15 protein-coding genes and 1 tRNA gene are annotated in these 15,322 nt (G+C 34.4%); 6 read left to right on the top strand and 10 right to left on the bottom strand.

Annotated elements, in window-relative coordinates:
- Nucleotides 1-288 precede the first annotated feature (288 nt).
- The gene (locus U5L76_04555) at nucleotides 289-867 is read left to right on the top strand and encodes a hypothetical protein (protein ID MDZ7798853.1); all 579 of its coding nucleotides are present in this window, start codon (nucleotides 289-291) and stop codon (nucleotides 865-867) included.
- 86 nt (nucleotides 868-953) lie between these two features.
- Here the strand turns inward: U5L76_04555 and U5L76_04550 are convergent.
- Nucleotides 954-1,028: transfer RNA gene (locus U5L76_04550), tRNA-Glu, on the bottom strand.
- A 430-nt stretch (nucleotides 1,029-1,458) separates the two neighbouring features.
- On the opposite strand from U5L76_04550, the gene tsaD reads away from it, so the two are divergent.
- Nucleotides 1,459-2,508, top strand: a complete 1,050-nt coding sequence (gene tsaD, locus U5L76_04545) for a tRNA (adenosine(37)-N6)-threonylcarbamoyltransferase complex transferase subunit TsaD (GenBank protein ID MDZ7798852.1) — start codon at nucleotides 1,459-1,461, stop codon at nucleotides 2,506-2,508.
- Between the two features lie 20 nt (nucleotides 2,509-2,528).
- On the opposite strand, the gene U5L76_04540 is transcribed toward tsaD, so the two are convergent.
- Nucleotides 2,529-3,230, bottom strand: coding sequence for a hypothetical protein (locus tag U5L76_04540; protein MDZ7798851.1), 702 nt, complete (start codon nucleotides 3,228-3,230; stop codon nucleotides 2,529-2,531).
- Nucleotides 3,231-3,495: 265 nt separating this feature from the next.
- On the opposite strand from U5L76_04540, the gene U5L76_04535 reads away from it, so the two are divergent.
- Nucleotides 3,496-6,183, top strand: a complete 2,688-nt coding sequence (locus U5L76_04535; protein MDZ7798850.1) for a valine--tRNA ligase — start codon at nucleotides 3,496-3,498, stop codon at nucleotides 6,181-6,183.
- 243 nt (nucleotides 6,184-6,426) lie between these two features.
- Here U5L76_04535 and U5L76_04530 read toward each other — a convergent pair whose 3' ends face one another.
- From U5L76_04530 to U5L76_04520, 3 genes are all read right to left on the bottom strand, one after another.
- Nucleotides 6,427-6,963, bottom strand: coding sequence for a sigma-70 family RNA polymerase sigma factor (locus U5L76_04530; protein ID MDZ7798849.1), 537 nt, complete (start codon nucleotides 6,961-6,963; stop codon nucleotides 6,427-6,429).
- A gap of 66 nt (nucleotides 6,964-7,029) precedes the next feature.
- Nucleotides 7,030-8,790, bottom strand: coding sequence for a GspE/PulE family protein (locus U5L76_04525; protein ID MDZ7798848.1), 1,761 nt, complete (start codon nucleotides 8,788-8,790; stop codon nucleotides 7,030-7,032).
- Nucleotides 8,791-8,845: 55 nt separating this feature from the next.
- Complete coding sequence (locus U5L76_04520; protein ID MDZ7798847.1) at nucleotides 8,846-9,991, bottom strand: DHH family phosphoesterase; 1,146 nt, start codon at nucleotides 9,989-9,991, stop codon at nucleotides 8,846-8,848.
- Between the two features lie 101 nt (nucleotides 9,992-10,092).
- Here U5L76_04520 and tsaE point away from each other — a divergent pair, with 101 nt between their 5' ends.
- A complete protein-coding gene (gene tsaE, locus U5L76_04515; protein MDZ7798846.1) occupies nucleotides 10,093-10,533 on the top strand; it encodes a tRNA (adenosine(37)-N6)-threonylcarbamoyltransferase complex ATPase subunit type 1 TsaE in 441 nt (146 codons plus the stop codon).
- A gap of 35 nt (nucleotides 10,534-10,568) precedes the next feature.
- Here tsaE and U5L76_04510 read toward each other — a convergent pair whose 3' ends face one another.
- The 5 genes from U5L76_04510 to rpmH form a co-directional block, all read right to left on the bottom strand.
- Nucleotides 10,569-10,844, bottom strand: coding sequence for a PRC-barrel domain-containing protein (locus U5L76_04510; GenBank protein ID MDZ7798845.1), 276 nt, complete (start codon nucleotides 10,842-10,844; stop codon nucleotides 10,569-10,571).
- Nucleotides 10,841-11,581, bottom strand: coding sequence for a YidC/Oxa1 family membrane protein insertase (locus U5L76_04505; GenBank protein MDZ7798844.1), 741 nt, complete (start codon nucleotides 11,579-11,581; stop codon nucleotides 10,841-10,843). Before U5L76_04505 ends, U5L76_04510 begins: the two co-directional genes overlap by 4 nt.
- Before the next feature lie 66 nt (nucleotides 11,582-11,647).
- Nucleotides 11,648-11,899: a membrane protein insertion efficiency factor YidD gene (gene yidD, locus U5L76_04500; protein ID MDZ7798843.1), complete on the bottom strand. Its 252-nt coding sequence runs from the start codon at nucleotides 11,897-11,899 to the stop codon at nucleotides 11,648-11,650.
- Nucleotides 11,887-12,231 carry a ribonuclease P protein component gene (gene rnpA, locus U5L76_04495; protein ID MDZ7798842.1) on the bottom strand — a complete coding sequence of 115 codons (345 nt, stop codon included), beginning with the start codon at nucleotides 12,229-12,231 and terminating at the stop codon, nucleotides 11,887-11,889. Before rnpA ends, yidD begins: the two co-directional genes overlap by 13 nt.
- A gap of 13 nt (nucleotides 12,232-12,244) precedes the next feature.
- Complete coding sequence (rpmH, locus tag U5L76_04490) at nucleotides 12,245-12,382, bottom strand: 50S ribosomal protein L34 (protein MDZ7798841.1); 138 nt, start codon at nucleotides 12,380-12,382, stop codon at nucleotides 12,245-12,247.
- A 202-nt stretch (nucleotides 12,383-12,584) separates the two neighbouring features.
- Between rpmH and dnaA the strand changes: the two genes are divergently transcribed.
- Entirely contained in the window at nucleotides 12,585-13,949 is a 1,365-nt protein-coding gene (dnaA, locus tag U5L76_04485) for a chromosomal replication initiator protein DnaA (GenBank protein ID MDZ7798840.1), read from the top strand.
- Between the two features lie 276 nt (nucleotides 13,950-14,225).
- On the top strand, nucleotides 14,226-15,320 hold the full coding sequence (gene dnaN, locus U5L76_04480) for a DNA polymerase III subunit beta (protein MDZ7798839.1): 1,095 nt from the start codon (nucleotides 14,226-14,228) through the stop codon (nucleotides 15,318-15,320).
- The last annotated feature ends 2 nt before the right edge of the window (nucleotides 15,321-15,322 follow it).

Below are 15,322 nucleotides of genomic sequence, written 5' to 3'. Positions count from 1 at the left end.
TAATGCTCTAATTATAGACTATATTGCTTATTATGGCAATTTTAAGAAAATAATTGATTTATACACATTTTATGCACTAATCATACCCTTGACTGTCTTGGGCATAAAATATATACTTAGGAGCTAAAAAAAGAATATAATTAGTTTTTAATCAATACAAAACCAAAAAGCAAAAACTTGTCCTTTGACAAGATAATATAGCTTAATGAGGGTGGTTTAGAAAAATGTATTGGTTTTTTTAAGTATGTAGTTCTTTTCACTTTTTAAATCCCTAAAAGGAGGATTGTTATGAAACGTTCACGAGCTTCACCCGACAAAAAGAAAGCCAAGAGAGAACTTGATATTCTTTATCTGGTTTGTGCGGCTTGGTTTTTCTTCCAGTTCGCTCTTGTTCTTACTCAGTTTTTTAAGGTTGAGATAAATGGTCAGCGTTTTATAAGTCGGGCTCTTATATTCGGCCTGCTCTTACTCTTTTACTGGATTAAGAATCTCTTTGGCCGATTAAAGGGCAAAATTATAAAACGCAAAAAAGGTCATCTCTTTGTTCTTGTTTGGATAATTTTTATGCTCATCTTAATGCTAACCAGTTATGTTAGTCAGGGAAGGTATAAAATTCCTTTCAAGGCTTGGGAAAACCTGATCTATATCTTAACTGTTTTTTCCAGTCGTAACTTGGCTAAAATTATCATCCGCTGGAAAAAGAAAAATAAGAAGTTTCTTAAAGGTTACACTTTGACTCTTTTTCTGGGCCCGTGGTTAATCAAAAAATTTCGCCGCTGGAAAAAAATAAAACTCAGAAGAACAAGCAATAAGTTAACGGATCTTAAATCAGAAGGAGTGATAAGCAATGAACTTATCAGGTTCTAGCCAAGAGGGGATTTAAAGCGGGGTTACTTATCAAAGGAAATCCCGCTTTTTCCATATATTAACCTTTAATATCAAAAAAGGTTAAATGACCCCGAGGGGATTTGAACCCCTGTTGCCAGGATGAAAACCTGGTGTCCTAGACCAAACTAGACGACAGGGCCATAATCATTTAACCTTTTTATCAAAGAGGTATTGAAATTTAATTCAGGCTGGTGTCTCACCCGACGGGTGATCTCCCGAAGGGAGGCTAGACCAAACTAGACGACAGGGCCATAATCATTTAACCTTTTTATCAAAGAGGTATTGAAATTTAATTCAGGCTGGTGTCTCACCCTACGGGTGATCTTTGTTCCTTCGGGACATCTCCCGTAGGGATGACCGCCGGAAAGCTAGACCAAACTAGACGACTCACGCCTTGATCATTTAACCTCTTTATAATTTATTTTTTAAATTTTCCAAAAAGTAATAGCATAATAGCTAAATATTTAAATAATGTCAAGAATAATTTTTAATTAACCGGTAGCCATCAGTCGCGGCTGACATCTACTAAATTAATAAATAAAATTTTTTAAAATATGTTAAAATAAACCTATGAAAATTTTAGCCATAGAAACATCATGTGATGAAACCGCGGCCGCTTTATTAGAAGCCAAAGGCAATAATTTTAAATTACACTCAAACATAGTGGCTTCACAAATTGATCTTCACGCTAAAACCGGCGGTATAGTCCCGGAAGTGGCGGCCAGAGAGCATACCACTAAAATAATTCCCGTTATTAAAGAAGCCGTTAAAGATTTAAAGAAAATAGATATACTGGCCGTCACAGCCGGGCCTGGTCTTGTAACCTCCTTAATCATTGGCGTAGAAACGGCTAAAACACTAGCCTTTGCTCTTAATAAGCCTTTAGTGGCTGTTAATCATATGGCGGGGCACCTTTACGCCAACTGGCTGCCTTCAGATCGCCATTCGCAAATCGCAAATCACAAATCACACGTTTTAAATTTCAAACTCCCTAAAATTAAATTCCCGGCTATTTGTTTAATTATTTCCGGCGGCCATACTGAAATTATTCTGATGAAAAATGAATATCATTACAAAAAAATCGGCCAGACTCTGGATGACGCGGCTGGCGAGGCTTTTGATAAAGTGGCTAAATTATTGGGCTTAGGTTATCCGGGCGGTCCGATTATTGAAAAAATGGCCAAAGAGGGGAATTCTGATAAATATAATTTACCCCGCCCAATGATGGATAAAAAAAACTATGATTTTAGTTTCTCGGGTTTGAAAACAGCTGTTTTATATTTGGTCAAAGACCAAAAAAACATTAATTTAAAATTTAAAAAAGACTTAGCTGCTTCATTTCAAAAAGCCTGTTTTGATGTTCTAATCGGAAAAACCTTAAAGGCGGCTAAAGAATATAAAGTAAACACGATTATGGTAAGCGGGGGAGTGGCCGCTAATCAAACCTTGGCTAAACAGTTTAAAAAGAGAACTAAAAATATTAAGCTCTATATACCTCCTTTAAAATTTTGTACTGATAACGCGGCTATGATCGCCCTGGCTGGTTGGTTTCAGGCTCAGAAAAAAAACTTTACCAAAATAGAAAAAATCAAAGCTGATCCCAACTGGGAGCTTAAGTAAATTAATTTTTTAACTGCTATTTATTCTTTAGTCCGCCAGTGCGCTAAGTAATTATCTTCTTCATCAAAAACTACAATTTTCTGCCAGGTTTCACCCTTGGCTTTTTTTGTGTCATCATCACCTTGTTCTAAAACCCGACCGTCTTCAGTTCTGATCATTCCCTCGTATTCTTGACCGTCATGTTCAATTTTACCTTTTTCATAAGAATATTTGGTTTCTAGTTTTCGGCCCTTTTCCGGACCACTGGTGGTTTCGTGAATAGTTAATTTTTTACGACCCTGATTATCAAGCTGGGTTTCAATCTTCCAGGCGGTATCATTTTCCAAGTTATTACCCTGCTCAATAATTTTGTGGCTATCATCATCATACTCATATTCTCTTTCCTGGCCCCAGTCAATTTCTCCTTCTTCTTTAAACTTTTCCTGATCACTAAAGCCTTGCTTACGGCTAAATACCACTCGGCCTTTTTCATCAAAGCTATAATCGTTTTCATTACCCCATTTAATTTTACCTTCTTTTTTATCTTCTTCGCTTTCATAGGCTACCTTATGTTCATGAATTATGTGGCCAGTTTCCTGATCAATTTTTCTTTCACCCTCAATTAAAAATCCGCCCTGGTCTTCCTCCTCAAAGGCTTCTTTTTTAATATTCTCTCTTTCAATAAGATTTCCGTCTTCATCAAATTCCCCTCCTGGTAAGTTTTTTTCTTGATTTTCCATCATATAATTTTTTATTAATTGTCTCTAATTAATTTTAGTCTTTTAAGACTAATAAGTCAATTTTATCTAAATACGAATAACTAAAGGTTGAAAATATGCCTGAAAAAAGGTAAACTTTAACTAATAGTAATACGTTTTACGGTTTCAACGCCCGTAACCTCATACAGTTTTCGTTATACGGACCATACCACGTCAGACGCAAAATAATACGCCTGCCCGCCTATGGCGGGGGTATCGACACCGTATCACCTAAAACGATAAAATAAATATGTCAAAAGAACTCCCTAAGGTCTACGACGCCAAATTAACAGAAAAAAATATCTACAAGCTATGGCAAAAGAGCGGTTTTTTTAATCCGGATAAACTGCCTTTTAAAACCAAAAAAAGATTTTCTATGGCTATGCCGCCGGCTAATGTCACTGGTGATCTTCATATTGGTCATGCTCGGTATTTAACCCTGCAGGATATTATAACCCGCTATCACCGCCTGAAACAGGAAAAAACTCTTTGGTTGCCGGGTACTGATCACGCTGGTATCTCTACTCAAGTGATGGTCGAGAGATTATTAAAAAAAGAGGGCATTAACCGCCATCAGATTGGCCGGAAAAAATTTTTAGAGCATGTCTGGAGCTGGAAAGAAAAATATGGCGGAAAAATTTTAGAGCAATACAAAAGCATGGGCGCTTCCTGCGACTGGTCTAGGCAGCACTTTACTATGGATAAAGACTTAACTCAGGCCGTACAAACCGCTTTTATAGAGATGTTTAATGACAGACTTATTTACCGCGATTTACGCATTACTAACTGGTGTCCCCGTTGCCAGACCGCTCTTTCCAATCTAGAAGTAAATTATAAAGAAAAGGAAAGCCAGCTCTGGTATATAAAATATCCGATTGTCGGCACCTCTTGCCAGTTTATAAAAGTAGCCACCACCCGGCCCGAGACTATGCTCGGCGATACAGCTGTGGCGGTTAACCCCCATGATAAGCGTTATAAAAAATTAGTCGGTAAAAAAGTATTAATTCCTCTAATAAACCGACAAGTGCCTATCGTGGCTGATAAAAATGTGGATCAGGAATTTGGCACCGGCGCCGTTAAGGTTACTCCGGCTCATGATGATTTGGATTTTCAGATTGCTAAACGAAGTGATTTGTCCATAATTAGAGTCATTGGCCTGGACGGACGCATGACTAAACAAGCTACTGAAGGTTTTTTTGGGCTTAAAGTAAAGGAAGCTCGCCATAAAGTTTTAGCTAAATTAAAACAGCACGGCTTTCTCTATAAAACTGAAGATTACCAAAAATCCATGGCCTATTGCCAGCGCTGTCAAGCCGTAATTGAGCCGATAGCCACTAAGCAATGGTTTATTAAAATGGATAATCTGGCTAAAGAAGCCCTTGAGGTAGTTAAAAAAGAAAAGGTAAAAATTATTCCGGCGCGTTTTAAAAAAGTTTATTTTCACTTTCTAAAAAACATTAGAGATTGGTGCATTTCTCGCCAGCTTTGGTGGGGCCATCAAATTCCGGTTTGGTATTGCGGGGATAAAAACTTAGCTCACGAAAAAAGAATGGGCTTTGCTTCTAAGGTTGTATCCCCAGTCAAAAAAGGTAAAACTAAAACCTACCGCCTGAGAAAACATGACTTGAAAATCGGAGAAAAATTTGTCTTTGAAAATTCTCAGACCAAAAAAATATTTGGCCAGGGCGTGATTATTAATATTGAAGAAAAGAAAATTTCTGACATAGACCTTAAAGATAAAGAGCATCACACTACCTACGAGAGTGTAAAGCAACTTATTAAAGCTTTTAAAAAACATTACTCTAAGAAAAAAGTTAGCCCCGGCACTAAAACTTATATTTACACTTATAAATTCTATCCTTTAGAAGAAAAGGGTTGCGCTCAGGTTATGGCCTCTATTAAAAAGCCAAAGAAATGTCCTTATTGCGGTTCTACTGATTTAAAACAGGATCCAGATACTCTGGATACCTGGTTTTCTTCCTCGCTCTGGACCTTTTCCACTCTCGGTTGGCCCGCCTTTGCTAAAACTACGGCCGACCAGCCAACAAAAAAAAACGATTTAGCTAAGTTTCATCCGACCGACGTCATGGAAACCGGCTGGGATATTCTTTTCTTTTGGGTAGCCCGCATGATTATGATGAGCCTTTATCATCTCAAAGAAATCCCCTTTAAAACGGTTTATCTGCATGGCTTAATCTTGGATAAACAGGGTAAGAAAATGTCTAAATCTAAAGGCACTGGGGTTGACCCTCTGCTCATGACAGAAAAATACGGCACCGACGCTATCCGCCTTAGCCTTATTTTAGGCACGACCCCTGGGCAAGATATGAAAATGTATGAGCAAAAAATTGCCGGGGCTAGAAATTTTTGCAATAAACTCTGGAATATCGCCCGTTTTACCTTTATGAATAAACGGCCAAAAACAAAAATAAAGGCTAAAAGCTTAACTGATCAATGGATTCTTTCCGAGCTAAATACTTTAATTAAGGAAGTAGATGAGGATTTTGAAAAATTTCATTTTTCTCAAGCCACCGAAAAACTTTATGAATTTACCTGGCATAAATTTGCTGATTGGTATTTGGAAATTTCCAAGCTAGAAAAAAATCATGCCATTACTTATTATGTACTTGAAGAAATTTTGAAACTCTGGCATCCGTTTATTCCCTTTATTACTGAAGAGGTTTGGCAAAAGTTAAATCCAAAGAAAATGCTCATGATTACCAAGTGGCCCAAAGTCGAGACTAAATTAATTAATAAAAAATCGGTTCAGGATTTTCAAAAAATACAAAATCTAGTTAATAATATTAGAAATAAGAAAAAAGAAAAAGACTTAAAGCCCTCTGATGAGTTTGTAGTTAAAAAGAAAAAAAATATCTTACTATCTAAAAACAAGAAAGTAATTGAATGGCTTAGCCGCTCTAAACTGAAAATCAAATAAATCAATATAGCAAAGGCGCCTCTCTTAAGAGAGGCGCCTTTTTACTTATGAAAAGAGTCTATTTCTTTCCACCTTTTTTCTTTGCCATTTTTTTTCTTTTCTAGAATACTTTTTATTAAATTGGGAGCCGACGTCTACTCCCTAAAAGAGGGATTAGAAGGCTAAATAAAGCAGAGAATAAAAAAACCTTATTGGCGCTTTTTCATCCCTCAAATAATAAAACACCAAAAACAAGAAAAGGTGTCATTTAAAATTTATCTTGGTTTTAATTTTATCTACTTGGGGTAATTTTGAAAATTTTTCTAGATTTTTTTGCTTTAATTTCTTTTTCGCTCTTGAGATGATCAATTTGACGGCATTTTCTGACTTATGGCATATTTGGGCAATTTTTTTTATCGGAAGTTCTGACCTGTATCTCAAAAGCATAACTTCCTTTTCAATCAAAGACAACTTTTTAATTTCCTGCCAGAGTATTTTAATATCATAATCATTTTGTAGCTTTTCTATAAAATTAAAGGGGATTTCCTGAAGCTGACCAGTCGGTCTTAAATCACGGTAGTAATTGACTAAAAGATTATGGGCTATTTTCAATAAATAAGTCAAATAAGAGTACCCGCGATCTTGATATTCTGACCATTTATTATAAGCTTTAAGAAAAGTTTCTTGCATTAAGTCTTCTGAGATCTGACCGTTTAATCCAGTACGATAATAAAAATAATTATATACTTTCTTATAATACTCTTGGTATATCTCCTGAAAATTTTCTTTGCTTTTTAACATTTTACTAAAAAAACCACCTAAAATAGGATAATAAATTTATAAGTGGTCATTGATTATAATAAAAAATTATTCGGCCACTCTAAAGACTTCGGAAACTGAAGTTATACCGTCTAAAGCCTTTAAAAGCCCGTCCTGGACCATAGTGACCATGCCGTTTTTTACAGCCACGTCTTTCATTTCATATTCAGAAACTTTACCGGATAATATAATTTTTTCAATTTCAGCGTTCATAATAAATATTTCAAAAATACCAATCCGGCCTTGAAAGCCACTTTGACCACATTCTTCACAGCCTTCACCGCGGTAAAATTTTATATTATCTAAATTTGGCTTTTTGCCGAAACTTTCTGGAATTTCAGATAATACTTTCTTTACTTTTTCACGCGTTTCATCGTCAAGATGATCTTCTGTTTTGCATTTGGGGCAAATTTTTCTCACTAAGCGCTGGGCCATAATAGCGTTTAAGGCCGGCGCCAAAAGAAAGGGTTTGGTGCCCATAGCTAAAAAGCGGGGGATTACACCGGCGGCGTCATTAGAGTGAATGGTGGTTAAAAGCAAGTGACCAGTCAAAGCCGCTTGAATAGAAATTTCAGCGGTTTCTAAATCTCTAATCTCCCCCACCATAACTATATCCGGATCCTGGCGCAGAATGGATTTCAAACCATTAGCATAAGTATAGCGTTTACGGCCCCTTTTTACGGTAGTCTGCCCGCCTTTAGTAACTACCTGCTCTTGTTGTTCATCTTCTTCGTGTTCAACCTGGCTCTGACTAATACCTGGCAATTGATACTCAACCGGATCTTCTAAGGTAATAGTTTTAGTCTCAGAGCTATTAAGTTTATTCAATATAGCGTATAAAGCTGTGGTTTTGCCACTGCCAGTCGGACCGGAAGTAATCACCATACCATTAGGCCGGGTAATTTCTTTTTCCAGCTGTTCAAAGGCTTTACCACGCAGTCCCAGCTGATCAAAAGTTAAATTTTCGGCTCCCTGCATTAAAAGACGCATCACCACACTTTCACCAAAGGAAGTGGGAATAGTAGAAACACGAACATCAATTTTACCATCCTCTAGTATCAAATTTATGCGGCCGTCCTGGGGAGCGTTAGTGATATTTATTTTCATACCAGAGAGTAGCTTTATACGACTAATAATGCGTTTCCAGATGTCTTTAGGCAATTCGGCTACTGTATGAAGTACACCGTCTATGCGATAGCGTACCTTGATACCACCCTCTTCCGCTTCAATATGAAGATCGGAAGCCTTGGAGTTAATAGCTCCGGCAATAAGTAGGTTTAAAGTTTCAGTTAAGGATACCTCATGAATTTTTTTGGCTATTTCGTTAAAGTCAACCTTTTCTCTTTTAAATTTTTCAATTGCTTCCTGGGCTATTTCTACTCCTTTTACCTCTTTTTTAATTTTGGGCAAACGATCATAAAGCTTGATGGCTTCCTTAAAACTATGCTCAGAAATCAAATAAAGTCCAATATGAGACTGGTATTTTTCTCTTATCTTTTTGATTAATTCTTTGGTTTCGGGTGTATTGGGCTTTAAGCAGCCTAAACGTATCTCTTTGCCTGATTTAAGAAAACAGACCGTCTTACATTTTAAAGCCTCTTCTTTAGAAATAATAGAAAGAGTTTCTGGTCCAATCGGAAAACCCACTAAATTGATATAATTTAAGCTTAATTCTTCAGCTTTAGCTTTAACCGCCTCCTCTTTTTCTTTGAGTTTAATTTCATCCATTTTTTCCTCAAACTTTTCTTTTGTCTCGTCGGAGCTGACTTGGTAGCCGCTGCTTTTTTGTTTTTGAGTAGCTTGGTCCATAATTACTTTTCATTATAGCAAAAAAAGCTTGATTAGAAAACAAGCTTTCTTTTTCTTAGGCTTTTTTCTGACAGTAATAATCAGAAACTTTATTTTTTATTTTATTTTCCGCTTCATCAATATCAGAAGCTGGAATTACTATTTTAGTAAAATCTTTAGTGCCCTCTGGTCTAAACTCACGGAAAAGTCTTACTCCATCAATCTGATGTACGGTATAGACAATAGCTTCAATTTCTTTATTCTTGCTTTCATAAATTAAAACCACTATTTCAGCTTGGGGAGTATTAATTATCAATTCATCTATCACCCCTAAAAGATCCTCTTCAGCGGCTTGAACTTTCTCAAAATCCTGGCCAGAAATTAAAGACCAAATAAAGCGCTGGTCATGATCAGTCTTCAAACGAGCCAAAACCCGACCCCAAAGTTTTAAGGTGGCGATTGATTTAGTTTGAAATAAGTTTTTAATAATTTCATCCCTTCTGGCTCCGGAAGCTACCAAGTGTGAAGATATGGCCAAAGATCGAGGGGTCACTGAACTAGTGCGAAAACTTTTAGTCTTAGAAATTATACCAGTTAATAAATTAGTGGCTACTTGTTCATTCATTATATCTACTCCCATCTGTTTTATAAACTCAAAAATTATTTCTGAAGTAGAAGTAGCAGTAATGTCTACCAAATTAATTTGGCCGTAATAATCGTTAGCTGGATCATGGTCAATATTGATTATCGGGGTTTTGAAGAAAAATTCAGCGTTATTATCGTAAAGTTTACCCAATGAATCTAAGTCCGTTGAATCAAGCACAAAAATCAAATCATAATCAAACCCGCCAACAGAAGTAGAAACATCTTTTTCATTAAAAAAACCGCTCTTTGGTTTTATATAAATATTTAAATTATCATCATTAATATCATAGCTAAGCTCTTCTACTTTAGTTTTTCTAACATTCAAAGATATAATAAACTTTTTTAAGCTGTCTAAACCGGAAAATATTTCTTGGCTCTTGGGCAAAAAATTATGTGAGGGAGAAAGATGAAACTCATGACAAACCACTTTAACCTTTTTTTTCATTTTCTCTAAAGCCAAAAACAAAGCCAGCCCCGAAGCAATAGCGTCAGTTGAGGGTTTGCTCGGCAAAACTACCAGAATTTGACTGGATTTATTGACTAAATCTTGAGCTTGTTTGTAGGGTAATTCTTTCATAGTATTTTTAAAAACAGAATATTCAAGTATACAAGAGCTTTTAAAAACTGTCAAGAGAATTAACCTTTGCTTGTTTTTTTGCTATATTTAGTAATAAGAAAATGAATAAGATAATTACAAAAAACAGCCAAGAAACACATAAATTAGGCCTCAAATTAGCCAAAAAATTAAAAAAAGGGGATATTTTAGCTTTTATTGGCCATTTAGGTTCTGGTAAAACTACTTTCATTAAAGGCTTAGCCAAAGGCCTTGGCTTAAAAAACAAAATTACCAGTCCTACTTTTGTTTGGTTGAAAACTTACCCTCTAAAAAAAAACAAGAATTATTTATGTCATTTTGACTTTTATCGCTTAGATTCAAGTAAAGATTTTAGTAATAATGAATTTGAAGAATATTTTTATGACCCTAATTCTATCTGTGTGATTGAATGGGCTGACAAAATTATAAAGTACCTGCCTAAAAAAACAAAATTTATTAAATTTAATCATCTTGACAAAAATAAAAGAGCGATAAATTTTGATAAAAAAATAAAAGGCTTATAATTTAAGCCCGGTTAATTCCTTTTTATAATAATTAATTAACCAGAAACTGCCGCCGTGCTTTCAGCTCTTTCTTTCTCTTTAACCAAGGCTTCTTCAACAATCATTTTTTCCGGAGTTATTTGCAAAACTTGATTTTTATGCACTAAAAGATGTTTATTCATTATCCCGGGCAAAAGTCCGGGTTTTTTAATTTGATAACGAATAATTTCATGGCTATTAGCTTCCAATTCAAAACCTGAGACAGAACCAACTTTTTGTCCTTTTTTTGTTTCTACAGGTAGACCAATTAAATCATTATGTTTTATTATCATTGACTTTCTTGATTTATTACTTCAGGTTTTTCCTTTTTTATAGGATGACGTTTAAAATAAAGTAATTGCTGGGTAATAGCAAAGAGAGTGGCGGCTATCCAATAAAGCAATAGACCAGTCGGCAATCGCAGTCCAATAAATACAATAATTAAAGGGAAAAAATAAGTCATAGAGCGAGAAGTCTGAGCGGCCATATTTTCGTCCTCTGAGCCGGGAATTTTTTTCTTGGGTTTTTTAGATAAAAGCATTTTTGACTGTAAAAATTGTAAACCACCAGCTAAAATAGACATAAACCAGTTGCCGGTTTGGGTTAAATCAATAAAACCTAAAAAAGTAGTGCTCACAGCATTAGCCGTATAATAATTTTTTAAGGGCTCATATAAATTATTAACTGTTTCCTGAGCCAAAAGACCGGTGTCAGGGTCAATAGCTAAACCAGCGTAAAATACTCTAAACAAAGCAAAAAGTATAGGCAACTGTATTAACAAGGGTAGGCAGGAGGAAAGCGGGTTAACTTTATTTTTTTTGTAAAACTGCATCAACTGGCGCCCTAATTCTTCCCGATCATCTTTATATTTCTTTTTTAACGCATTTAGTTTGGGCTGGATTTCCTGCATTTTTCTCTGGGATTTTATAGAAGAAAGCGAGGGAATGTATAAAATGCCCCTAATGATAATAGTCAAAATAATAATAGCCAGACCTAAATCCTGCCCAGGGATTGTTTTATATATAAACATTAGGGCGTTAAGTAGAGGTTGGACTAATATTGTGTTAAAAAATTCCATAATTTAGCTTTTTATTTATTAAACAGGGTCATAGCCGCCCTTACTAAAAGGATGGCAGCGCAAAATACGCCACAAAGCCTTTAATAGGCCTTTTCCCGGACCGTATTTATTAATAGCCCGGTAACTATACTCAGAACAGGTGGGATAAAAGCGGCAATAGCCATGAGAATGTTTTTTTGAATAAATACTATGATCAGGCGAAAAATTATTTTGATAAAAACGTATGACTTTTAATAATATTCTTTTTATATTTAATCTTATTTTATCCATAATTTACTTTTTTTGAAAATTTTTACTAGAATTTGTTCTTTTTCTTTAAAACTTTTTTTAATATAAGGTTTTTTTACCTTTATTATTATATCTTTTTCTTTAACTATAGAATTTAAATGTTTTCTAATTATTTCACTTAGTTGCCTTTTGATTTTATTACGAACAGTAGCTTTTTTGCTAATTTTCTTGGAAATGACAAAGCCAAATCTGGTATTCTTTGCTTGATTATTGGCAAATCTAAGATTTATATTTGATGTGAAAAAAAATTTGCCTTTTTGATAGACTTTTTTGAAGGCTTTTTCTTTTGACAGACGAAATTTTTTAGCCAACATAAAAGTTTAACCCTTACTGACCTAACTTTTTTCGACCTTTGCGTCTTCTTTTTTTTATTGTTTTACGGCCACCAGCGGTTTTTTTACGAGCTAGATAACCGTGGGTTTTTTTTCTCTTTTTTTTCTTGGGTTGATAAGTTCTTTTAGGCATTTATTTATTTTTTATACTTGGTAAGTTTACCGGAATTTAAGTCTTTAGTCAAACCTTTTATTAAACAAATAATAAAAAGAAAAGTCTTCCCCATTTATTCCACAGCTTATTAACACTAGGGCTAATTTAAGCTATTTTTTATCTGTGGATTTTGTGTTATATTCAGTAGTAGACTCAATAAAAATTATAAAGACATCCTTTTATGAATAAGGAGGAATTATGGCAAGCCACTCTGGGTGAGCTTGAATTACTTATTAGTAAGGCCAATTTTACCACTTGGTTTAAAAATACTTTTATCTCTGAATATTCAGAAGATAAAATTGTTATTGGTGTCCCTAATGCTTTTACTAAAACCTGGCTGGAAAATAAATACCATGATTTTATTATCAAGGCTATTCACAATATCACCAGCCATAAAATAGAAAAGATAAGCTATAAAGTAGAAACAAGAAAACCTAAAACAAAAATAAAAGAAAAAGTTACTCAAGAAAATGATGAAGATAAATCTGACAAAGAGGCCAAAGAAAAACAAGATCACATTAATAAATTCAACTTAAACCCTAAATATACTTTTAGTAATTTTATTGTGGGTAAGGGTAATGAATTAGCTCAAGCTGCTTGTAGTGCCGTGGCTGAAAAACCCGGTATTGTTTATAACCCCCTTTTTCTTTATGGCGGGGTTGGTTTGGGTAAAACTCATCTGATGCAGGCTATAGGCAATGATATTGTTAAAAATCACCCCAAAAAAAAGGTTATTTATGTTACTTGTGAAAAATTTACCAATGAATTCATACAAACTGTTTCTAAGGGAAACGCCGGTGACTTTAAAAATACCTATCGTTCAGTAGATATATTACTTATTGATGACATACAATTTCTAGCTAATAAGGAAAGGACTCAGGAAGAATTTTTTCATACTTTTAACACTCTACATCAAACAAATAAGCAAATTGTGGTTTCTTCAGATCGGCCACCTAAATCTATACCCGCCTTAGAACACCGACTTGTTTCGCGATTTGAATGGGGTATGATTGCAGATATTGGACAGCCTGATCTGGAAACTAGAATCGCCATTTTAGAAAAAAAATGTAAGGAAAAAAATTATAAATTAAAACCTGAAATTATAAATTACATTGCCAGTAATATAGAAAAAAATATTAGAGAACTAGAAGGAGCCCTAAATCGTATTATTGCTTATCATCATCTAAACAACCACGAACCTACTTTGGAATCAACTAAAAAATTACTTTCTTCAGTAAAAGCTAACCCTAAAAAAGGAGGCCTAACCAGTAAAAATATCATTAATATTGTAATGAAATTCTATGATATTTCCAGTGATAACTTAATGGGTAGCAGCCGTAAAAAAGAATTAGTTTATCCCCGTCAAATTGCTATGTATCTTTTGCGCGAAGAGTTGAAAAGTTCTTACCCTAGTATTGGCGAAGATTTAGGCGGCCGTGATCATACTACAGCTATGCATGCCTGCCATAAAATAGCTAAGTTGATAGAAGAAGATGAAAAAACAAAACAAGATATTACATTAATTAAACAGAGATTATATTCTTAAATTTCTTAGGGTATAAACTTGGGATAAACCTGTCAAAAAACTAATGGTAATTTGTTAATAACTTTCCCTCTTAAAATGGCTAGTGGATTTATCCTCATTTAATCAACACTTACCTCACAATAAACTAACATACTTTTTCACAAAAGACTAATTTCTTAAATAGCTTTACTACTCCTTAAAAGAGAAAAAACCCTATTTAAAAATATTAATCCACATTTCCACATAACCCTATTAATACGTCTATTAATTAAATAAATATATAAAGGATCTAATAATATGAAAATTTCATGTACTCAAGAAAATTTAAATCAAGGCTTAAACAATGTTAGTCACATTGCTAGTAAAAATGTTAGTTTGCCTATTTTAAATAATGTTTTATTAAAAGCTGAAAAAGGCACCATAAAATTAACCACCACTAATTTGGAAATTGGGATTAATTGTCAAATTAGGGGTAAGGTGGAAAAAGAAGGTGAAATTACTGTCCAAGCTAAACTTTTAAATGACTATGTAAATTCCTTACCCAACGAAAGAGTGGATCTAACAGCAAAGGACAATAAACTAAATATTGAGTGTGGTAAGGCTCATACTGTAATTAAAGCTTCCTCCACTGAGGAATTTCCCTTAATTCCAAAAGTAGAAAGAAAAAAAGGGTACGAAATTAAAACCTCTGAAATAAAAAAAGCCATAACTCAAGTGATATTTGCCACCGCTACTGACGAATCAAGACCGGAAATAAGCGGGGTTTATTTAAAACCAGAGAAAGAAGAAATAATACTGGCTGCTACTGATAGCTACCGTCTAGCTGAAAAAAAGATAAAAAAATCGGAAGGTCCTGAAGGTCCAGCTATAATTATCCCCACCCGCACTTTGCAAGAGCTAAACCGAATTTTAACCGAAGATATTGAGAGTGTGAATTTTTATATTAATGAAAACCAGATTCTTTTTACTTTTGATGGTATTGAGCTAGTTTCCCGACTTATTGAAGGGCAATACCCGGATTATAAACAAATTATACCCTCTGACTATAAAACAAAAATAGTTTTATCAAATCAGGAATTTGTAAAAATTATTAAGACTACCAGTCTTTTTTGCCAGCTAGGGATTAATGATATTAATTTAGAAATAAAGGACAAAAAATTAATTGTATCAGCCTCTAATTCCCAACTCGGTGAAAATACTTCCAGTCTAGCCGCTAAGATTGAGGGGGAGGATAATAAAATAGTTTTTAACTACCGTTATCTTTTAGATGGTTTATCTAGTATTGATAGTGAAGAAATAATATTAGAATTAAGTAATAATAATAATCCCGGATTAATTAAGCCAAAAGAAGCTAAGAATTATACTTATATAATAATGCCGATTCGGCAATAATT

Source organism: Patescibacteria group bacterium (assembly GCA_034520665.1).
Classification (GTDB): domain Bacteria; phylum Patescibacteriota; class Patescibacteriia; order JAXHNJ01; family JAXHNJ01; genus JAXHNJ01.
Note: the sequence above shows the minus strand (reverse complement) of the source record. Positions and strands in the feature narration are given on the sequence as shown.